Source organism: Shewanella vaxholmensis, from assembly GCF_031932135.1.
GTDB lineage: Bacteria > Pseudomonadota > Gammaproteobacteria > Enterobacterales > Shewanellaceae > Shewanella > Shewanella hafniensis.
Genome location: NZ_JAUOEV010000001.1, coordinates 247,939 through 270,723, shown reverse-complemented (window position 1 = coordinate 270,723; position 22,785 = coordinate 247,939). Strand labels below are relative to the sequence as shown.

13 protein-coding genes are annotated in these 22,785 nt (G+C 48.4%); 12 read left to right on the top strand and 1 reads right to left on the bottom strand.

Annotated features, from left to right (window positions below):
• Positions 1–51: 51 nt before the first annotated feature.
• The 3 genes from Q4Q46_RS01040 (at position 52) to Q4Q46_RS01030 (ending at position 2,556) form a co-directional block, all read left to right on the top strand.
• Complete coding sequence (locus tag Q4Q46_RS01040) at positions 52–1,269, top strand: BCCT family transporter (protein WP_311905010.1); 1,218 nt, start codon at positions 52–54, stop codon at positions 1,267–1,269.
• Between the two features lie 14 nt (positions 1,270–1,283).
• The gene (locus tag Q4Q46_RS01035) at positions 1,284–1,988 is read left to right on the top strand and encodes a TorF family putative porin (protein WP_173246025.1); all 705 of its coding nucleotides are present in this window, start codon (positions 1,284–1,286) and stop codon (positions 1,986–1,988) included.
• A gap of 91 nt (positions 1,989–2,079) precedes the next feature.
• Positions 2,080–2,556: a MarR family winged helix-turn-helix transcriptional regulator gene (locus Q4Q46_RS01030; protein ID WP_006080852.1), complete on the top strand. Its 477-nt coding sequence runs from the start codon at positions 2,080–2,082 to the stop codon at positions 2,554–2,556.
• Positions 2,557–2,683: 127 nt separating this feature from the next.
• Here the strand turns inward: Q4Q46_RS01030 and Q4Q46_RS01025 are convergent, their stop codons facing one another.
• Positions 2,684–3,313, bottom strand: a complete 630-nt coding sequence (locus Q4Q46_RS01025; protein WP_263255420.1) for a peptidylprolyl isomerase — start codon at positions 3,311–3,313, stop codon at positions 2,684–2,686.
• A gap of 605 nt (positions 3,314–3,918) precedes the next feature.
• On the opposite strand from Q4Q46_RS01025, the gene malQ reads away from it, so the two are divergent.
• From malQ to Q4Q46_RS00980, 9 genes are all read left to right on the top strand, one after another.
• Positions 3,919–6,345: a 4-alpha-glucanotransferase gene (gene malQ, locus Q4Q46_RS01020; RefSeq protein ID WP_311905009.1), complete on the top strand. Its 2,427-nt coding sequence runs from the start codon at positions 3,919–3,921 to the stop codon at positions 6,343–6,345.
• A 114-nt stretch (positions 6,346–6,459) separates the two neighbouring features.
• Positions 6,460–8,691 (top strand): 1,4-alpha-glucan branching protein GlgB, encoded by a 2,232-nt coding sequence (gene glgB, locus Q4Q46_RS01015; RefSeq protein WP_311905008.1) that lies wholly within the window; start codon positions 6,460–6,462, stop codon positions 8,689–8,691.
• Position 8,692: 1 nt separating this feature from the next.
• Positions 8,693–10,894 (top strand): glycogen debranching protein GlgX, encoded by a 2,202-nt coding sequence (gene glgX, locus Q4Q46_RS01010; RefSeq protein WP_311905007.1) that lies wholly within the window; start codon positions 8,693–8,695, stop codon positions 10,892–10,894.
• 11 nt (positions 10,895–10,905) lie between these two features.
• Positions 10,906–13,437 carry a glycogen/starch/alpha-glucan phosphorylase gene (locus Q4Q46_RS01005; protein WP_311905006.1) on the top strand — a complete coding sequence of 844 codons (2,532 nt, stop codon included), beginning with the start codon at positions 10,906–10,908 and terminating at the stop codon, positions 13,435–13,437.
• A gap of 190 nt (positions 13,438–13,627) precedes the next feature.
• Positions 13,628–14,890, top strand: coding sequence for a glucose-1-phosphate adenylyltransferase (glgC, locus tag Q4Q46_RS01000; RefSeq protein ID WP_006085131.1), 1,263 nt, complete (start codon positions 13,628–13,630; stop codon positions 14,888–14,890).
• A 186-nt stretch (positions 14,891–15,076) separates the two neighbouring features.
• Complete coding sequence (locus tag Q4Q46_RS00995; protein WP_311905005.1) at positions 15,077–16,696, top strand: glycogen synthase; 1,620 nt, start codon at positions 15,077–15,079, stop codon at positions 16,694–16,696.
• 130 nt (positions 16,697–16,826) lie between these two features.
• On the top strand, positions 16,827–19,874 hold the full coding sequence (locus tag Q4Q46_RS00990) for an EAL domain-containing protein (RefSeq protein WP_311905004.1): 3,048 nt from the start codon (positions 16,827–16,829) through the stop codon (positions 19,872–19,874).
• A gap of 129 nt (positions 19,875–20,003) precedes the next feature.
• Positions 20,004–21,422, top strand: coding sequence for a DEAD/DEAH box helicase (locus tag Q4Q46_RS00985; RefSeq protein WP_311890070.1), 1,419 nt, complete (start codon positions 20,004–20,006; stop codon positions 21,420–21,422).
• Between the two features lie 256 nt (positions 21,423–21,678).
• Positions 21,679–22,785 (top strand): CobW family GTP-binding protein, encoded by a 1,107-nt coding sequence (locus Q4Q46_RS00980; RefSeq protein ID WP_311905003.1) that lies wholly within the window; start codon positions 21,679–21,681, stop codon positions 22,783–22,785.

Sequence of the window (22,785 nt, the reverse complement as noted above, 5' to 3'; positions counted from 1 at the left end):
ATATCCTCATGCCTACTTATATCCGGTATCGACTGGGACGGAGTGCATCCTATGACCTGGTTATTATCCGCAGGGATACTGTTCGCTTTTGCCGCGATTGCGTTTGTGATTTATCGCTGGGGTAACATTCGCTGTATCGGTGTGACGCCTGTGCGTACGTTTACCTTTATCGCTATTCTGTTCACCTCTGGGCTTGATGTCGGCTTGATCATGTTTCCGCTGACCGAGTTTGCCGGTTATGCCAATGTGGCGGCAAGTCCCGAGTACGGCTTTACCAATCCGCTGGCGATTGAGTTTGGCTTTTGGGCCTTCTTGATTTGGGGTTTCTACTTTCTAACCTGTTTCTATTTTTGTGTGATTGAACCTAGGGTGAAGTTCTTCGACATTCCTTTGGTCAAGTTCATCAATAATATCGTGATTATTGGTACCTGTGCCTTTACCGCCTATTTATTACTCAGCAATTTGCCCTGGTACTTACCCGAATTAGGTGATGGCGAAACCATAGTCGGTAGCTTTTATTTAATCGTATTTATGGTGATCGCCGCGGCGGTGTATTCCAGCACTAGCATACGTTATGTGCGTATTTTGAGCTTAGCCAGCACTTGGTTATTTTTAGGCTTGATTGCCATGATGTGGGCCAGTGCATTTTTATCGGCTGACTCGAGTGTGGGCGAGTTCTTTACGACCTTTGCCATGCTGGGTGACTACTTCGGCAATATTCAACATTTTGTGTTACCCATCAACGACTACCATGAGTTTTATCTATTCTGGTGGTTTGCGTGGAGCATTATGATCGGTCAATTTACCTCACGCTTTGTCGGCGGCATGAAAACCTACCAAGTGCTGTTGGCCATGATGGTGTTTCCGTCTATCCCCATCGCGATTTGGTTCACTGTACTTTATTACTACAGCGCCAATGGCTTAGATACCTCGGGCTTCTATAATCTGGCGATGGTGATTGTGGGAATTACCTTTGTAATCAATTCACTCGACTCACTGGTGCGCCTGTATACAGATAATCTTAATTTGACCATTGAGCGGTTAGGCAAGCTTAAATATGTCAGCTTTAACTTAGTCTTGCTCTGCAGTCTGACATTACTCTTTCAATTAGACTTTCTTCAAATTCAATGGGTTGGTGCAATCGCACTGGGCCTGATCTTTAGCTGTTTTGGTTACATCATGATGACGCAATTGCAAACTGTTCGTGCCATTGAGCGCTCGCCAAAAGAGAACAAAATCGACTTTACTAAAATTGAGCTAGCCAACTAATGGAAAAATTGATAATGAAATCAAAATGTTTTTATCTTGTCGCTGGTGGATTGTTATTGATGTCGACTGCGGCGAATGCCGGATTATCGGCCACTGTGACGGCGACGTCGGATTACACTTTTAATGGTGTCAGCCAAACTGACAGTGGCCCAGCACTGCAAGGCAGTCTGGATTACGGTTTTGATTCGGGCTGGTATGTGGGTGGTTTTACGTCGAACGTCGACTTTGGGGGAAACGACAGCACTTGGTTGGAGCTCGATGCCTATGCGGGTAAGTTTTATCAGCTCAATGAGCAACTGAGTTTCGATGTCGGACTTGCTTATTACACTTACCACGGCGAGTCGTTTTCCGATGAGTACAACTATCCTGAGCTGTATAGCAAGTTAGGATATGATAGTTCACTGGGTCACTCTGAGGCTAAGTTGACCTATACATGGGATTACTTTGGTTTGGGTGGTGAGCATTACACTATGTTGCTTGGCCATACTGTTAGTGTCGCTGAAGGACATGATATTCGCTTTAGTGTCGATCGCTCGACATCACTTGATGAGGATAAATGGTCATGGGATGGTGGCAAATCTTTTAATCATTTCCGTATCGCCTATCTGACCAGTTGGAGTGGCTTTGATTTCAGTCTTGCCGCTGAAGATACAAGCATGAACTTAGATACCAGTGATGAGCGTCTAGTGTTGTCGGTATCGCGCCAATTCATGTTGTAATCTAAGGGACTTTTACCATAAAAGTGCCTCCTCTTGGTGAGTTCAGTCGCGCTTTCTGGTAAGGTGCACTGGACAACTGGGACGGGACATTATGGAAAAGTACGAACAACTGCTCATTTCGCTGCGTCGAGTGATACGCGCTATCGACATTCATTCTCGCCAGCTAAACAAACACTCAGGTTTAACTGGGCCGCAATTGATGGTGATGCAGAAAATCGCCCAATTGGATGCGCCATTGGCGAAAACTGTGGCGGAAGAGATCACGCTGAGCCCTGCGACAGTGACGACCATTATCGATCGACTCGAGGGCCGTGGTTTAGTGATCCGTCTGCGCAGTGAGACTGATAAACGTAAGGTGCATTTATACCTTAGCGATGCGGGCCGAGCACTGTTACAGGACTCACCTAAACCGTTACAGGATCATTTTATTAAGCGTTATCAGAATCTTGAAGAATGGGAGCAGAGTCAATTGCTCTCTGCCGTTGAGCGTATCGCGACTATGATGGACGCCGATAAAATTGATGCGGCGCCTATGCTCTTGGTCGGGAAGATCCAAGGCGACGAGTAATCGTTTAGATCATGGTTTAAATGATTAGACGTTAATATCGATTCGTTTTTAAAATGAAAAAGCACTGAATCTTCAGTGCTTTTTTGCTTTTAACTCGATGTCGTTTGGCAGTGCATCTTTTACATGCTTAAGCAGCTGGACAGCTGGTTTGAGCCACAGAGTTAATCAGAATTTCTTGTACTGGCGTGTTGGCGAAACCACCGCTACTTTTTGTTGGTACTATGCTGATCTGATCCGCCACATCCATGCCGTCAACCACTTTGCCAAACACGGCATAGCCATAATTACTCGCAGACGCATCCAAATGTGGATTATCTAACACATTGATAAAGAACTGTGATGTTGCAGAATTAGGGTCATCCGTGCGAGCCATGGAGATAGTGCCACGTTTGTTGCTAATACCGACTGCGGCTTCATTCTTGATGGGCGCATCGCCTGGTTTGCTTTTGAGCCCTGTGGTAAAACCGCCGCCTTGGATCATAAAGTTATTAACGGTTCTATGGAATAAGGTGCCGTTATAGAAAGACTTATCAACATACTGCTTAAAGTTTTTACCTGTGATGGGCATGTTCGTTAAGTCAATGGCGAGTGTGATATCGCCTTTTGTGGTTTTCATTAAATAACACACATCCGCAGCTAAGGCTGGCGGAGTGGGATCGGGCGTCGGTGGCGTCGGCGTTAGATCACCATCTGTACTTCCTTCACAACCGGTTAAGGCTATGCAGCCGACAAACAGTAATCCTGATAACTTCTTCATTTCATATCCTTATTCTCAATCATCATTGGGGAGTTTCTGCTTTAGCGTTCCATCGAGCGAGCCTCTGGCGGATAAGCGAGGGCATATCAGGCTCCATGAATGTAATGTTGTTATTATGTTTCTACGCTGTAGCGAGATGAGATGTTGACAGAGGAGAGATAGGCTGTTCAAGTTATAAAGTGCAATTGATACAAAGTGTTGCACCGAACTCACTAGTCGATATGTTTTGGGTCTTATTCATTGGGTTTTAGTTCGAATGCTATGACATATAAATGTCTTACGCCTGTCATGTTATTTCTATGCCTTAGTTCCCTGAACAGTGCTTGTCTTTTGTAACTGCCTCTCGTGACTGCCTTTCATCAATACCTTGAGAAGCATGTTTGCCCTCTTGCTGAACGCATGCCCCAAGTTGGTGCGTTCCATGTTTATTATTTCGATTGTCACTGCGCGCGAACTTAACTGAGTGCTTCTAGTAAGTTACTGATTTTTTGAAAAAGTTTTTTGTTATTTCTCTGAAATATTTATGTCATCTTCTTGTTACTTTTGGTTGGCATGGTTACTGTATATCTAAAGCTATGGATGAGCGGTCGCGGGGGCGACAAAATATGGGGCTGGAAAAGTTGCTGTATTTGCGGGGGGTTGGAGCAGAATTTACTGATTGTTTTGGCCAAGAGATCCATATTTCCGAGGTAGACAGGCAAGGTATCTTGACCTGTATGTTACAGGAAAAAAACACTGTGGCAGGGACTGCCATTGATGCTTCTGCTACAGAGGCGTTATCGAGTGATGCTGGGCTGACTAACGTCGATGCGGTATTGACCGAAGCGCTGATCGCCTCACAAATTGACTTGCTGGATGCCCGTCCTTGGACTCAGGTGTTACCCGAATTCCATTGGTGTTTCGTGGATGAACCTTGGATAAGCCTTTGTTTACCTGAAACCTATACTTCAGATCTGAGTGTGGCGATTGAATGCGAACAGGGTGAGTCTATAGTATTTGATGTGCCGTTCTCGGCGCTTAAGTCGATTGGCGATTACCGTATTGAACAAACCCTTTATCTCCATTATCGCCTCGAGCTTACGCAACTGGGATTAGCACGCCTCGATTTAGCTGAGGCCAAGACCCAAGCTTCCCCTGAACATTCAATGCCCGCTGAGACCGAGGCGGTGAATTTAGCGTCTTATTTCCTGAGCAGCCAAGAGTTCACTAACAACCCAGCCTTAATCAAAAACCAAGACTCATTTGCGCATGCAGCTGACAAAAATGCGAGTGATTTCTCTGTGTTAGGTTTGGGCTTTCATCGTATAGCTTTAAGCTTAAAACATGCTCTAGAGACCAGTGCACCAGCGCCAAGCTCAGCGCTACAGAGCAGTGTGACGGCTGAGGCTGATACCAGCACCTTGTTTTCTGGCACCTTAATGGTGGCACCTCGGGCCGCTTATCAAGGCGTACTCACGGCTGTCGCCCAAGGTAAGCGCCATAAACCTTGGGGGATCAGCGTTCAACTCTACAGTTTACGCAGCGAGAGCCAATGGGGCATTGGTGACTTTGGCGATTTAGAACAACTGATTGCGCTGGTGGCGGCGCAGGGCGCGGATTTCATTCAACTCAATCCCTTGCATGCCCTCGACATTGCGGCGCCAGAGCATCCGAGTCCCTATAGTCCGTGCGATCGCCGCAGACTCAATCCTCTTTATATTCAATTACAAAGCGTTCCTGAATACCAAGCACTTACCACTGAATTTTCAAGCGCTACTTGGATAGAGGCCATCGCCTTACTGAATCGTGACAATTGGCTCGATTATCCTAAGGTGAGTGAGCTCAAATACCGTGCCTTTGAGCAGTTATATCGCGTTTTTTGTGAAACCCATTTAGCAAACGACACGCCCAGAGCGCAAAGATTCCATGAGTTTGTGCGTGAGCAGGGCACTGCGCTGCAAGAGTTTGCTCAAGCGGAATACTTACGTAGCCCAAAAGCGTTTGTACAAGAGGAAGGTTTCTATCTTTACCTGCAATTTGTGGCCGAAAACCAGTTACACCTTTGCCAGCTAAAAGCGAAAGAAGTGGGCATGGGGTTGGGATTAATCCGTGATTTGGCCGTTGGCGCAGCGCTGCAGGGCAGTGAAGTACAGGCCAATGCCGAGCAGTTTTGTTTGCATGCCAGTATCGGCGCACCGCCCGATCCCTTTGCGCCCCAAGGGCAAAATTGGGGCTTAACGCCCCTCGATCCGGTGAAGTTAAAACAACATAATTTCAGTCATTTTATCGCCTTGATCCGCGCCAATATGGAAAGCTGTGGCGCCTTGCGTATCGATCACGTGATGGGCTTACTGCGCCTCTGGTGGTGGCCACTGGATAAACAACTCGGCCACGGTGCCTATGTGTATTATCCCGTTGAAACCATGCTCGCTATCGTTTGCCTTGAGAGTCAACGCGCCCGCTGTGTGGTGATTGGTGAAGACTTAGGGCTAGTGCCACCGGACATTATTCATCGTCTCTACACTTCTGGCATTTACTCCAACGAATTGTTCTATTTCTGCAAAGACCATCAAGGCTTTAAATCACCGGATCAATACAAGTCCCAGAGCCTGATGATGCTGGCGAACCACGATGTGCCGACTTTAGTCGCTTGGTGGTGTGGCAGCGATTTGCACCTGCGTCGACAGTTATCCCTGTTTGAAACTGACGACCAATTGGGCGAGGCACTGGCTGGGCGTGAACATGAAAAGCAGCAACTGATTTCATTGTTAGTCGCTCAAGATCTGTTAGCCGAGGTGACGATAGCCGAACTCGATATTCAAACCTTGCTCACGGCTTGGATGACCCTAGGGGCTCGCGGAAATAGTGCGCTGTACAGCGTGCAACTGTGTGATTTATTAGCCGATCGCCATGCGGTGAACATTCCCGGCACTTGGCTCGAATATCCTAACTGGCAGCGGCGCTTACCTTTGAGTTTAACGCAAGTGTCGGCTTCGCCAGAGATATTGCAGCGATTACAAAATATCGCTGCGGCGAGACAGCTACCGAGTTAATGCTGCTGATCCAGTGCCACATTATGCCATCCCTAAAGGTTCGATAATTAGGAGGTGTTATGCGGATAAAGAGTGCCAATTTGCAAGTTTAATTGACTGATAAACGGAAGAAAAATGATGACTCAAGCCAATGCCTATTTTTACGATGGCGCCGACGTCGCCCTACTTAATGGTCAATACACTGATGTTTTTTCGCTCTTGGGTATGCACAGTGCCAACGAGGGTAAGGCATTAATTGTTCGTTGTTTTTTACGCAATGCCCTCAGTGTGGATGTGATCAGCATTAAAGATGGCCGCAAAGTAGCGAGTCTGGACAAAGTCAACGAGCAGGGATTGTTCGCCGGTACGCTGGGGCGACGCGTCAAACCGTTTCTCTATTTGCTACGGGTAGAATATCCCCTGTGTCAGTTAGATATAGTCGACCCTTATCAGTTTGATTCACTGCTCAATAGTGACGATATTTACCTGTTTGGTGAAGGCAGCTCCGAGCGCGCCTATGAGTTTTTAGGCGCCAACTGGCGTCAGACCCAAGGCGTTGAAGGTGTGCATTTTTGTGTGTGGGCACCCAATGCCAAACGGGTCTCTGTGGTGGGGGATTTCAACCATTGGGACGATACTCGCCATGTAATGCGCCAACATCTTGCCAATGGTTTGTGGGAGCTATTTCTGCCTAATGTGGTTGAAGGCGCCCACTATAAGTTTGATTTGGTTTATCAAAATGGTGAGCGTCATACCAAGTCTGACCCCATGGCGACTCAAATGGAATGCGCGCCCCATAATGCTTCTATCGTGCCCCCAAAAGCCCATCACAGTTGGAATGATACCGCTTGGATGAGTAAGCGAGCGGCGACAGCTTGGCATAAAGCGCCCATGTCGGCCTACGAAGTGCACTTAGGTTCGTGGCGTCGTAAGGGAGAGCAAGGCGAGCAATATCTTGATTATAACGACTTGATTGAACAGCTTATTCCCTATGTGAAGGAGCAAGGCTTTACCCACATTGAACTGATGCCGATCAGCGAGTTTCCCTTTGATGGTTCGTGGGGATATCAGCCCGTGGGTCTCTATGCACCGACCCACAGATTTGGCGATGCCAATGGGTTAAAAGCCTTTGTGGATGCCTGTCATCAGGCGGGAATTGGTATCATCCTCGATTGGGTGTCGGCGCATTTTCCTAAGGATCCCCACGGCTTAGTGCGTTTCGATGGCACTTGTTTGTATGAGCATGAGGATCCTCGCAAGGGCACACATCCCGATTGGGATACCTTGATTTATAACTATGATCGCGGTGAAGTGCGCAGTTTCTTGTTGAGTAATGCCTGTTACTGGCTGCGGGAGTTCCACTTTGATGGCCTGCGTCTCGATGCCGTGTCTTCTATGTTGTATCTCGATTACAGCCGCGAGCCGGGCCAATGGCTGCCTAATGCCTATGGTGGACGGGAGAATCTCGAAGCCATCAGTTTCTTACAAATTTTGAATCAACGCCTATACCAAGCTTTCCCCGGCATTTGCATGATCGCCGAAGAGTCCACCGCCTTTGCGGGAGTGACTAAACCAACGGATCAGCAAGGTCTCGGCTTTGGCTTTAAATGGAACATGGGCTGGATGAATGACAGCTTAAGCTACTTAGGCCGAGATCCGCTTTACCGCCAATTCCACCATCATCAATTGACCTTCAGTTTGATGTACGCCTATACCGAGCAATTTATGTTGTCCGTGAGTCACGATGAAGTGGTCCACGGCAAGGGCTCGTTGCTGCATAAAATACCCGGAGATGATTGGCAGAAATTTGCAACTCTGCGTGCCTATTATGGTTTTATGTGGGGGCATCCCGGTAAGAAATTACTCTTTATGGGCTGCGAGTTTGGTCAGCGAAATGAGTGGAACCATAACCAGAGTTTAGATTGGCACTTATTGGCCTATGAACCGCACCAAGGTGTGCAACGTTGGCTTAAAGATCTCAATCACTTATATCAAGCTATGCCTGCTTTATCAGTTCAGGATTACGAGGGGGGAGGATTCAGTTGGCTAGATTGTGAAAATAGCCGCGATAGCATCTTTACCTTTGTGCGTTACGGGTTAGCGGGTGATGCGCCGTTAGTGTTTGTCATCAACATGACGCCCCAATTGCACACTGGGTTCCGTATTGGTTTGCCCTTGGCGGGGGATTACCGCGAATACCTGAATAGCGATAGCCAGATTTATGGTGGCAGTAACCAAGGTAATGCGGGCACTGTCGTTGCTGAGTCGCTGCCGTGGGAGGGCATGGAGCAGAGCGCGCTGATCACTGTGCCGCCCTTGGGTTGCCTAGTGATAGGGCCTGCAACTGGATTGGCTGAGGCGAACTAGTATGCAAAAGCCCACGGCTGATGATATCAAGCTCAACCCTGACGCTAAACATAACCCCTCTCAAAATGAGAAATGGGCCTTGGGCGCAGGTGAGCCTTTTCCGCTCGGTGCGAGTGTCGAGGGTGATGGCGTCAACTTTGCGTTATTTTCAGCTAACGCGACAGCGGTCGAGTTATGCCTATTTGACGACAATGGCGAGCGAGAAATCGCGCGGATTGCGTTAACTGAGCAAACCCAGCAAATCTGGCATGTGTTTGTGCATGGGCTCAAGGCGGGGCAACTCTACGGCTATCGCGTTTATGGCTCCTATGAGCCTCAGCTTGGCCACAGATTTAACCCCAATAAGTTATTGCTCGACCCCTATGCGCGCCAGCTGGTCGGTGAATATAGCGACCATGAGTCTAACTATGGTTACGAGCTGAATCACAAGGATGAAGACTTATCTTTCAGTAAGTTAGATAACGCTTCCCATGTACCCAAATGTAAGGTCGTGGACATTCGTCCATTAATCGACATCGCCGCTAAGCAGTCGATTCAGCCCGTAGCGACGAGGTTTCAGCCCAAACCCCTAGAGCGCAGCATTATTTATGAGATGCACGTTAAAGGCTTTACGGCGGCGCATCCTGAGATTGAACCTAATAAACGCGCCACCTTTGCGGGTTTAGCGACTCAGCCTGCTATCGATTATTTGGCTGAACTTGGGGTGACGTGCGTCGAGTTACTCCCTGTACAGGCCTTTTTCACTGAGCCGTTTTTGCTCGAGAAAAAGCTTACCAATTATTGGGGCTACAACAGTATCGGTTTTTTTGCCCCTGAGCCGAGTTATCTGTCGTCCGACGATATTGGTGAGTTTCGGGCTATGGTGGATGCACTCCACGGTGCGGGTATCGAAGTGATCCTCGATGTGGTCTATAACCACAGCGCCGAGGGCAGTCGACTTGGGCCAACCTTTAGTTTTCGTGGCATAGATAATCTCAGTTATTACCGTCTGCATCCGAATGATAAGCGTTTTTATATTAATGATACGGGTTGCGGAAACACCTTAAATATCAATCATCCACGCATGTTACAGCTCGTACTAGATTCGCTGCGTTATTGGGTAGAAATCATGGGCGTCGATGGGTTTCGCTTCGACTTGGCGGCTTGCTTAGGTCGCGAGGCCTATGGTTTTGATCCCGGCTCAGGTTTCTTCGATGCGCTGTTGCAAGACCCTGTTTTATGCCGAGTGAAATTAATTGCTGAGCCTTGGGATATCGGCCCCGGTGGTTATCAATTGGGCAATTTCCCCGTGGCCTTTAGCGAGTGGAACGACAGATATAGAGACACTATGCGCCGCTTTTGGCGCGGCGATCACAGCATGTTGCCCGAATTTGCTCGGCGTTTTCACGGCTCGGGGGATTTTTTTGAGCACAGTGGCCGTCCACCTGCGACCAGTCTTAATTTTTTAACCAGCCACGACGGTTTTACCCTCAAAGATCTAGTGAGTTATACCCAGCGCCACAATTTGGCGAATGGGGAAGATAATCGCGACGGTCACCAAGAGAACTTCAGCCATCATTATGGGATTGAAGGGGAAACCGAAGATAGCGCAATTCTGGCACTTCGCAGTCGTCAACAGCGTAACTTATTGACGACACTATTTTTATCCCAAGGTGTGCCTATGTTGTTGAGCGGCGATGAAACGGGCCGCACCCAGCAAGGCAACAATAATGCCTATTGCCAAGACAATGAACTGAACTGGTTCGATTGGTCGGCAAAGGGCATGGACACTGAGCTGTTAGCCTTTACTCAGCAGCTTATTGCCCTGCGGAAACGTTTCCCGTTGTTATGCGCTAAACGCTTCATTCATGAACAGTTATTGGCCGAATCCTTAGCCGATACCGGTGCTCGCTTAGATTGGTTTAGTCGTCAAGGTGAGCAAATGACCAAGAGCCTGTGGACTGAATCTATGTGCCGCAGTTTATCTGTAGTGCTTTCTGGTGACTTAGAAGGCCAAGGTAAGCAGCAAGCTCTACTGCTGATGGTCAATGCCGACGATAACCCTTTGGCATTTACGCCGCCGACCTTTGAGCACTTGAGTCCGTGGCAATGCCTGATCCATACCCAAACTGAGCCGCTGGATGCTCAGATCTCTACGACGCGATACTTGCTGCAAGATCGCAGTCTCATGCTTTTTCATGCTGATTTGATTTTCAAGAAATGAAGGAATTAACTATGAGTGACGAAAGCGAACTGAGCCCAAATACCAGCGAAAAAACCGTACCATCCGCGCCAAAAGCGGCAAGTAAGAAGGCGCCAGCTAAGCGTCAGGCCAAGCCTAAAGCCGCTGAACCCTGTGAGCCCTGCGATTCCTTGCCCGCTTCCTTTGAGCGCCATTTACGTTATGGACTCAGCCGTGGCGAAGGTGTGAGCTGCGAATTATTTCAAGCGCTGGCTTACAGCGTGAAAGAGCAGATGCTAGACAATTGGCGTCAAACCCGCATGGATGACAGCCATTTTAAGCACAAGCAAGTGGCGTATTTATCCCTTGAGTTCTTGATGGGCAGGGCGCTGGGCAACGCCCTGCTGAGTTTAGATTTACAACAAGATAGCCGTGATGCCTTGAGCAACTATGCGGTATCGCTAGAAGAGTTAGAAGAAGCTGAACATGATGCAGGTTTAGGTAACGGCGGCTTAGGCCGATTGGCGGCGTGTTTTCTCGATAGCTGCGCCAGCATGGACTTATCAGTGACAGGCTATGGCATACGTTACGAATATGGCATGTTCGCCCAGAAGATAGTCGACGGTTATCAGGTTGAACGCCCTGACCGTTGGCTGCGCGAAGGCAATCCGTGGGAAGTTCGTGTGCCCACCCACAACGTAATAGTGCCATTTTTTGGTCACACTGAATCCTATGTTGATAAACAGGGCCGCAGGCACATTATTTGGGTAGAAACCCAAGATGTGCTCGCCGTCGCCTATGACATGCCAGTTCCTGGTTATCGCAATGGGCGAGTCAATACCCTGAGATTGTGGAAGGCCGAAGCGACCGATGACTTTGATTTAGCTGAGTTTAATCAAGGCGACTACACAGAAGCCGTGGCCCGTAAAAACTTGGCCGAGCAGATCACTATGGTGCTCTATCCCAATGATGCCAGCGAGAACGGCAAAGAGCTGCGATTACGTCAGCAATACTTTTTATCTTCCGCCAGTTTGCAGGATTTACTCAAACGTTGGGTGAGTCGCCATGGCCATGATTTCACCCAGTTTGCCGCTAAAAATGTGATGCAGCTGAACGACACTCACCCCAGCATTGCCGTACCTGAGTTGATGCGGTTATTGATCGACGAATACGGTTTAGAATGGGATAGTGCGTGGGCGATTACCAGCCAGACCATGGCGTACACTAACCATACCCTATTGCCAGAAGCACTAGAGCGTTGGCCCGTGCGCATGATGGCGCAGATGCTGCCGCGTATTTTAGAAATCATTTATGAAATCAATGCCCGCTACTTAGATTTAGTCGCCCACCATTGGCCGGGGGATGCTAGCAAACTGGCGAGTATGTCGATTATTCAAGATGGCCCCCATCCCCACGTGCGCATGGCCTATCTGGCGATTGTGGCGAGTTTTTCGGTCAACGGCGTCGCGGGTTTACACACGCAACTGCTTAAATCTGGGTTGTTTAAGGATTTCTATGAGTTGTGGCCGCACAAGTTTAATAATCGCACCAATGGCGTGACGCCAAGGCGTTGGCTTGCACATTGTAACCCTGCTTTAGCTAAGTTATTGACGGCTCATTTAGGTAAAGAATGGGTGACAGATTTAAGCCAGTTAACGGCGCTCAATGCCCTCACACAAGACACGGCATTTATCCAAAAATGGCGTGATGTGAAGCAAGCCAACAAGGCTTTGCTGGCGAAGATGATTGCTAAAGAATGTGGCGTCGAGTTCGATCCATCTATGTTGTTTGATGTGCAAGTGAAGCGTATTCACGAATATAAACGTCAGCTGCTCAATATCTTACATGTGGTTCATCTCTATCATCAGATCCAACAAGGCCACACCGAAAACATGGTGCCACGTTGCGTGTTGATCGGCGGTAAAGCGGCGCCCGGTTACTTTATGGCTAAGTTGATCATCAAGCTCGCCAGCAATGTCGCCCATATGGTCAATTCCGATCCTTTAGTCACGCCTTACCTACGTTTTGCTTTCTTACCCAATTACAACGTCAGCGCCATGGAAAAAATCTGCCCGGGAACGGATTTGTCCGAGCAAATTTCGACCGCGGGTAAAGAAGCATCGGGCACGGGCAATATGAAGTTCATGATGAACGGTGCACTGACGATTGGCACTATGGATGGCGCCAATATCGAGATGTTAGAGGAAGTGGGTTCAGAGAACTTCTTCCTGTTTGGACTCAATGCGGAGCAGGTCGCTGAGGTACGTAACCACTATCATCCACGCAGCATTATTGACGATTCACCGGCGTTATCTGAGGTGATGAAGTTACTCAAAAGTGGTCATTTCAATCTGCTAGAACCGGGGATTTTCGATCCGATTATTGCCGCCATCGAAAGCAGCGACGATCAATGGATGACGGCCGCCGACTTTGACAGTTACCGAGTCGTGCAAGAAGCCGTGGCGCGGGCCTATAAAGATCCGCAGGTGTGGACGCAAATGAGTATTCGCAATACCGCCGCCAGCGGGCGTTTTTCGAGTGATGTGACGATCGCGGGTTATCGCGATGAAATTTGGAAACTGTAAGGGCTGGGCTCTGGGTAATAAGCCTTGTTATAGCGGTTGAGTATAAGCGTTAAGTGTTTGAAAGGAATGCAGCAATCAATGGAAGGAATGGGGAATGCAAGTGAGAAATACTCAGGGGAATACGGCCGTTTCTGCCGTATCGAGAAGCCATTTATGGGCAATCAGTTTGCCGATTTCGGAGTAAGAGCCTATGTCTAATGTTCGTTATATCAGTAATTTAACTCGTGAAACCTATGCGTTGATTTTAGCTGGTGGGCGCGGGTCTCGCTTGCATGAACTCACGGATTGGCGTGCTAAACCGGCGCTGTATTTCGGTGGTAAGTTTCGTATTATCGATTTTCCGCTGTCTAACTGCATCAACTCAGGTATTCGCCGCGTGGGTGTGGTCACTCAGTACAAGTCGCATTCCTTGATCCGCCATGTAATGCGCGGTTGGGGCCATTTTAAGAAAGAGTTAGGCGAGTCGGTGGAGATTTTACCCGCCTCACAACGCTATTCGGAAAACTGGTATCAAGGCACGGCCGATGCGGTATTCCAAAACATCGACATCATTCGCCATGAGTTACCTAAGTATGTGATGGTGCTGTCGGGCGATCACGTGTATCGCATGGATTATGCGGGGTTATTAGCCGCACATGCGGAGTCGGGTGCAGACATGACAGTCTCATGCCTTGAAGTGCCGATTGCCGAAGCGGCGGGTTCGTTTGGGGTGATGGAAGTCGACGAAGAGATGCGCATTTTAGGCTTTGAAGAAAAGCCGCTGCAGCCTAAGCATTCTCCGGGTAATCCTGAAATGTGTTTAGCATCTATGGGAAACTATGTGTTTAACACAGAGTTTTTGTTTGACCAACTCAAGAAAGATGCCCTAAACGAAAGCTCAGATCGCGATTTTGGTAAGGATATTATTCCTGCGATCATCGAAAAACATAATGTGTTCGCCTATCCCTTTAAGAGCGCTTTCCCGAACGAGCAAGCCTATTGGCGAGACGTGGGGACACTAGACTCTTTCTGGCAAGCGAATATGGAGCTGTTATCGCCCACGCCAGCACTGAATTTGTACGATGCCAAATGGCCAATTTGGACTTTCCAAGAACAATTGCCACCGGCTAAATTTGTGTTTGATGACGATGACAGACGCGGTATGGCGCTGGACTCGATTGTCTCAGGCGGTTGTATTATTTCGGGTGCGACTGTGCGCCGTAGCGTATTGTTTAACGAAGTGCGCGTGTGTTCTTATTCGTTGGTTGAAGATTCAGTCGTGCTACCCGATGTGGTCGTGCTGCGCCATTGCAAAATCAAGAATGCGATACTCGACCGTGGCTGCATTATTCCCGAAGGCATGGTAATAGGCTATAACCATGATCACGACAGAGCTAAAGGCTTTAGGGTGTCGGAAAAAGGCGTCACTTTAGTGACCCGTGACATGCTAGGTTTACCAGTGGGTTATGAATAGCGGTTGCAATTCATCTTTTTAGTCGCCAAGCATAATGAGCACAAACGGCTTAGGAACGGGCTTAAGCACAAGCTTTAAGTACGGGCATTAAGTTAAGTGTTTAGATTAAGCCCTTAGATTAAGCGCTTAGGTACAGTCAGCTTATTAATAAGCCGCTGAAATGAAGTAGCGGGAGTATCCAATTAATTGAAACAACGCATTTTAATGGTCGCGGCTGAAAACGGTGCCCTTGCGGGCGCCAAGGTTGGCGGTATGGCGGATGTGATCCGTGATTTACCCGACGCTTTGGCGGGTGTGGATTTGTGCGTCGATGTGATTATGCCAAGCTATGGCTTTTTGACTGCGGTCGCGAATCAACCCCAAGATCTGGGTGAGTTAACTGTGGCCTTTGGCGGTCGATTAGAGCGGGTGCACGTGTTTTCCATGCCCCATCCTCAAGTGCCAGAGGCGATGATTTATCTGCTCGAACATGCATTATGGCAATCCGTTCCTGGGCAAATTTACAGCCAAGGCAGCGCCGAGCGTCCTTTTGCTGACGATGCAACTAAGTTTGCTTTCCTTTGCGCGAGCGTCGCCACGGCATTAGTTACAGGCCGAGTGCCTATGCCCGCTGTGCTGCATTTACATGACTGGCATGCGGGCTGCTTAGCCATGCTAAGGGCGTTTGTGCCTGAGTTCAGTGTCCTCAAAGAAATTGAGTGTGTGTTCTCCATCCACAATCTTGCGCTGCAGGGGATACGTCCGTTAAGCCAAGACTCGTCCTCGTTTGCGGCTTGGTTTCCCGAGTTATTTGCGTTTTTAACGCAGGGGCAAAAACAGCTGATCACCGATCCGCGTTATCCCCACTGCGTTAACCCAATGCGCATGGGGATAGTGCTGAGCGATAAAGTGCATTTAGTCTCACCCAGTTACGCCAAAGAAGTGTTACAGCCCTCCAAACCTGAGGCGGGATTCTTTGGGGGCGAAGGGCTAGAACATGACTTACAGCTCAAGGCTAATGACGGCAAAGTGGTGGGGATTTTAAATGGCTGTGTCTATTCGTCAGTATCGGATTTACCCGCTAAGCCACCTGCGCGTATTCAAGTACCCGAGTTCAAGCAATTGCTGAGTGCGGTTGAAACTGCGTTAGTGCAATGGCAGGGACATCAAGCGCAAGTGAGCGGCGTGGACATGATTGCCTTTGCGCGCACGCAAGCCCATTGGCGTCAAGCTATGGCGGAGCAAGTACCGAGTCTGTTACTCACTTCGGTGGGCCGTTTGACCGACCAAAAAGTCTTACTGCTGCGCCATCAATTATCCACGGGCTTATCTGTGCTTGAGACCTTACTTAAAGCGTTGAAGCAGATAAAACCGACGGCGCTACTGATTTTACTCGGCAGTGGCGACGCATCGATTGCTAAATCCTTCCAAGTGTTAGGGGCTAAATACGATAACCTATTATTTTTGCAAGGATACAACGAGGCCTTATCCGAGGCGCTGTATCAGCATGGCGATCTCTTCTTGATGCCAAGCTCCTTTGAGCCCTGTGGCATCAGCCAAATGCTCGCGATGCGCGCCGGACAGCCTTGCTTAGTGCATGGTGTGGGCGGATTGAAGGATACCGTTGAGGATGGCGTGACTGGTTTTGCTTTTAACGGCAATAGCTTAGACGAGCAAGCCGAAGCGTTTTTGCAAAGGTTGATGCAAGCCATTGCTTGTTTCGAGGGGGAAACATGGCCAAAGGTGCGTGCGGCGGCCATGGCACAGCGTTTTGACTGGCATTCCATTGCTGAACAATATCGTCAACAACTCTATTGCAAAGTGTGATGCAGCATATACAAAGTGTGATGTGGTAAAAGGAATTAGCGCATGATTTCTAAGTGATTCTGCTACACTAGTGAGGGGAATGTTAAAATTGTATCAAGCCCCCTCATTTATTGGAGTCGCTCTCTGAGTCATGGATAAAGGTATTCTCTTTCCGTTAGTGCAAAATGCGGCTTTGCTGCTGGCGTTGGTATTTTTGTACGACGTGATCCCTAAAAAGCATCAGCGGCAGTATTTCTTGCTGTGGCGTATCATTATTGGGATGCTCATCGGTGGTATTGGTATCACAATCATGAGCACGCCTTGGATATACCAACCGGGCGTTTTCTTCGATACTCGCTCGGTTATCCTCTGTATTTCAGGCCTCTTTTTCGGTGGTTTGCCGACCTTTATTGCTGTCGTGATGACGGCGCTATATCGCATCAGTATTGGTGGCGCGGGAATGTGGATTGGTGTCGGCGTGATAGTGTCTTCCGGGTTAATCGGGGTGATTTGGCGTCAATATCGTAAATCCTATTTAGCGAACATTTCAGGTGGAGAAATCTTTCTCTTCGCCTATGCAGTCCATATCGTGATGTTGTTGTGGTTCGTATTTTTACCTAATGGCATAGGAATGCCCTTACTCGAACAAGTCACCCTACCTGTGCTCACCATTTTCCCCATTGCGACTTGGCTACTGAGCCGCCTGTTGTCACGGCGTTTTGAGTTAGAACGTGATGAACAAATTCGTCTACAGGACGATTTTCTATTTCGCAGCCAATTCAACGCGGGCAACATTGGTATTGCGATAACGGGGATTGACCAAAAGTGGATAAAGGTGAATCCACGTTTATGCCAAATGCTCAAATATTCAGAGGCTGAATTGCTGCGGATGACGTGGGCGCAAATCACCCATCCCGATGATTTAGAAAGCGATGCGCAGCAGTTTGAGCTTATGTTACAAGGCGATATCGATAATTACGAGATGGATAAGCGTTTTATCGTTAAAGACGGCAGCGTGGTTTACACCCATATGACAGTCGCCTGCAAACGGGGTGGCAATAACGCCGTGTTGCTTGTTATTGCTGGATATTTAGATATTACTGCCCAAGCCTTTGCCGACCAAGAGGTACTTGCTAGTCGTGAGCAACTCGAACTGGTGCTGAGCAGTAGCGATCTTGGGGTATGGGATTGGGATATTCGTAATGATCGTATCGAACGTAACGCCCGCAGCGCCGATATTCTCGGCTGCGATGTGGATATGCTCAACGCCAACAGTCGCCAATGGATGGACGCGATTGTCGCCGAAGATAGGCCTAAAGTGTTGCACTCGATTGAGGCCCATATTCGCGGCGAAACGGCGCAACATAAGATGGAATATCGCCTAAATACACTCAATCGCAAAGTGCGCTGGATTTTAGACACAGGTAAAGTGGTGAGCCGCGACGCCAACGATAATGCCCTACGGATGTGCGGAACCTATACCGATATTACCGACGCAAAACTTATCGAAGAGTCGTTGAAATTGTCGGCGCTGGTTTACGATAACAGCTCTGAAGCTATGAGTGTGCTCGATGAAAAGGGCGTGATCATTACCGTCAACGCCGCCTTTAGCGTGATGACCGGCTATCGTGAATTTGAAGTACGGGATCAACATATTCGGCTGCTTTATTGCGACCTCAATGGCCGTGATTTTTACACCAAAATGAACAATGAGATCCGTGAAAAGGGCCAATGGCAAGGGGAGATGTGGCAGCGGCGTAAAAACGGCGAGGAATATGTCATCTGGTTAACCATCAATACCATCAATGACAAAGAAGGCCATCCCTATCGACGGGTCGCGCTGTTTTCTGACATTACCGACAAGAAGCAAAATGAGCATCTGATCTGGAAGCAAGCTAACTACGATACGCTGACGGGCTTGCCCAATAGGCGCATGTTGTTGGAGTATTTAAGCAGCGAAGTGAAGAACGCCGACCGCAATCGTAATCACTTTGCCTTATTGTTCTTAGACTTAGATTTCTTTAAAGAAGTGAATGACACCTTAGGCCATGCCATGGGCGATTTACTATTGATAGAAACTGCCAGCCGCTTAAAATCCTGCGTGCGTGATGCCGACGTCGTAGCGCGCCTTGGCGGTGATGAATTTACTGTAGTGTTAAGTTCGATGGACGATCATAAGGGCATTGAGCGCGTTGCCGAGAATATTCTGCGGCGAATTGCTGAGCCCTATGTGCTGGGGGAAGAAACGGCTTATATCAGCGCCAGTATTGGAATAACTTTGTATCCTGATGATTCGACCAGTATTGAAGGACTGCTTAAGCATGCGGATCAGGCGATGTATGCGGCGAAAGATCAAGGGCGCAATCGTTTCAACTATTTCACCCCGTCGATGCAGGAATACGCCAAATACCGCATGCGCTTGATCCAAGATTTGCGTCAAGCGGTCGCCAATAAAGAATTTGAACTGCATTATCAGCCAATTGTTGCCTTAGCGACGGGGGAAGTGACTAAGGCCGAGGCCTTGATCCGCTGGCACCATGCTGAGCGTGGCGCTGTGTCACCCGCCGAGTTTATTCCGGTGGCGGAAGACACTGGGCTGATTGTTGAAATTGGTAATTGGGTGTTTGAGCAAGCCGCGCGTCAAAGTGCGGCATGGCGCCATGAGTTAGGGGTTGAAATCCAAATCAGCGTTAACAAATCCCCAATCCAATTTCGCGATGAAGGCACACTGCTCAATGATTGGTTGAAGTTGTTGCAAGATCTCAATATCACGGGCGCGGGCGTGTGCGTTGAAATTACCGAGGGCTTGCTATTGGACGCCAGTATGGGCGTGACCGAAAAACTACTGGCCTACCGTGATGCGGGCGTGCAAGTGTCGCTGGACGATTTTGGTACTGGCTACTCGTCACTCGCCTATCTGAAAAAGTTTGATATCGATTATCTTAAAATTGATCAATCTTTTACCCGCCATATTGATACCGATTCAAACGATCAAATTCTCTGTGAGGCGATAATCGTGATGGCCCACAAGTTGGGGATGAAGGTGATTGCCGAAGGTGTCGAAACCGAGGCGCAGCGCCAAGTGTTGTTGGCGGCTGGTTGTGACTATGGCCAAGGTTACTTGTTCTCAAGACCTGTGCCTGCCGCTGAATTTACCCAAAAATACCTGCAGGATCCGCCGTTAGTCTCCCGTGTCTGAGGGGATATTCACTGAGACATGATAATTGCCTATAAAAACGCCGCGGATTTTGCTAGACTCCGCGGCCCCGCGTTGGGGCATTGAGTATCACCTCGCATCAAAGTTTTACTACTTAGCTAAAGAGTCCCTATGAAATTTGAAACACTCGGTTTATCTTCTCCTATTTTGAATGCGATAACTGAGTGTGGCTATCAGCAACTCACTCAAGTGCAAGAGAAAGTGATCCCGCTTGCCTTTGAAGGCAAAGACATTATGGCCTGCGCCCAAACGGGTACAGGTAAGACGGCTTCCTTTGCTCTGCCTGTACTTGAAAAGCTGGCGGCTGAGTCTTTAACAAGCGACAGCAATGATAAACCGATTTTACGCGCGTTGGTGATGACTCCCACCCGCGAACTCGCGATCCAAGTCTGCGAAAATATCCAAAAATACAGCCAGTTCCTGCCGCTGAAAACCTTAGCGGTTTACGGCGGCGCCAACATGAATCCCCAGCGTAAAGGGGTAGAGCAGGGCGTTGATATTTTGGTGGCAACCCCAGGTCGTTTATTCGATATTATTGGCCAATTCCAGTTAGATTTATCGAGCGTCACGACCTTAGTGATCGACGAAGCCGACCGCATGCTAGACATGGGCTTTGTGCGCGATATTGAAAAAGTGAAACGCTTAATTGCGCCGCAGCATCAAACCATGTTGTTTTCAGCCACATATAGCGATGCAGTCAAACAACTCGCCGAGAAAATGCTGAATGAACCTCAGTGGGTGAATGTTGCTGACACGACTACCGCATCCACAGTAGTGCAGGAAGTGTATCGCGTTGATAAACGTCGCAAAGCCGAGCTGTTGTCAGAACTCGTTGGCCGCAACAATTGGCGCCAAGTACTGGTTTTTGCCAGCACGAAAGAAAGCGCCGAGCATTTATTGCAAGAATTAAAGCTCGATGGCATAGCCGCAGGCGTGTTCCATGGCGATAAAACTCAAGGCGCCCGTAATCGGGTGTTAGAAGAGTTTAAAGCCAGTAAATTACGGGTGCTGGTGGCAACCGATGTGGCTGCACGTGGGTTAGACATTCATGCCTTGCCTATGGTGATCAACCTTGAATTGCCTTTCCTTGCCGAAGATTATATCCATCGCATTGGCCGTACAGGCCGTGCTGGATTAACCGGTCGCGCGATTTCGTTCGTGTCACCTTCTGACGATGAAATGCTTGCTGAAATTGAAGCCTTGATTGAGCAAAAACTGCCTGTATCGGTACAACCGGGTTATGAAGAAGGCACGCCTTTACCTGCCCGCTACCGTGATGCGCCTGCCGCACCGATTAAGCCGATTGGAAAGTGGAGCCATAAGGCGCCGCAGGATCGTACTATTGGTCAGTCTCGTCAGGGTAAGTACGCTAAAGGTAAAGCGCAGGACAGCAAAGCAGGTGCCGATAAATCCTCTAGCCGTGCTAAGCCTGCGTCAGGCTCAGGTAAGCCGTTTAATGCAACTAAACCTAAGTCGAATTTGGTGAGCAATAAGTCAGGTTTTGGCTCTCGCACCAATAAGTCAAAATAAGTAAAATAAGCTAAGTAAAAATAAGCCAAGTCAAAATAAGTTAAGTCAAAATAATTTAAACCAGAATAAGCTAAGCCCAACAATCAAGGCTAATAAGCGCCAAGAGCCTGTCAGCCTTGCTGTTTAACGTTTGCTTAGTTGGTTAAATAGCCCCACCATTCTAAAAGCGCATCCTCACCGATGCGCTTTTTGTTGAGCTTCAAAGCCAATACTTCTACACTCGAGCGCCAAGCTTTCTATTCGATCGAGTTTCCTTATGATTATCAAAGCGATTCCCACCAATATCATCACAGGTTTTTTAGGCGTAGGTAAAACCTCTTTGATTAAACAATTGCTGGCGACTAAACCCGCGGATGAGATTTGGGCTGTGCTGGTCAATGAGTTTGGTGAGGTCGGCATTGATGCGGGGTTACTGAACTCCTCCGATAACGGCATACAAATTCGTGAGGTTGCGGGTGGCTGTATGTGCTGCGCCGCGGGCGTGCCGACGCAAGTGGCGATCAATCAGTTGATTGCGAAAGCAAAACCTGATCGCTTATTGATTGAACCGACTGGGCTTGGGCATCCTAATGAAATCATTAAAGTATTGAGTGCACCCCATTATCAGAATGTGATTTCACTGCGCAGTACTTTATGTTTGGTGGACGCGCGTAAAATCCACGATCCTCGCTATCGCGAACATGCAAACTTCATCCAACAGCTGCAAGTGGCCGATGTGATTATCGCGACTAAGTCGGATTTATATGACGCTGAAAATACTAAGTTACTCTATGAGTTACAGACCTATTTAAGTCATATCGAGCGCACTGATATTCCTGTTGTGAGCCACACTAACCAGCAACCTTTACCTAGCGCGCTGCTGGATTATTTAAACCAACCAAGGCGCGTGTCACTCAATATAAATGGGCATGCTAGCGTGGGCTTAAAGCTGGGCAGCCTACCGACGACAGCGCCAAGCCTGTTCCGCACGGGTGGTTCGCGTTTGAGTGAGCTAAGCCTTTTTGCCGAAGGCGCAATCGAAGTCGCTCTCGAATTCGATGCACGTGGCATAGTACGCAAGCAGAATCAAGGCGAAGGCTGTTTTAGCTGCGGCTGGGTGTTTGAACCAAGACAAGAGTTTGATTTCGATAAATTAATGGCGTTAATTCAGCGTTACACTCAGTCATCAGACGTCGGGCAAGTCTTGCTGAGGTTAAAGGCTGTAATGATCACCTCTGAGGGGATCGCTGGATTTAACTGGATTGATCATGAGTTTACTGTGGTTGAACTCGATGACACCTTAGATTCCAGACTTGAGATGATTACAGTGAATGGCGTCGATTGGGACGAGATTGAGCTGCAGTTGCTCGCCTGTCTTTGTTAA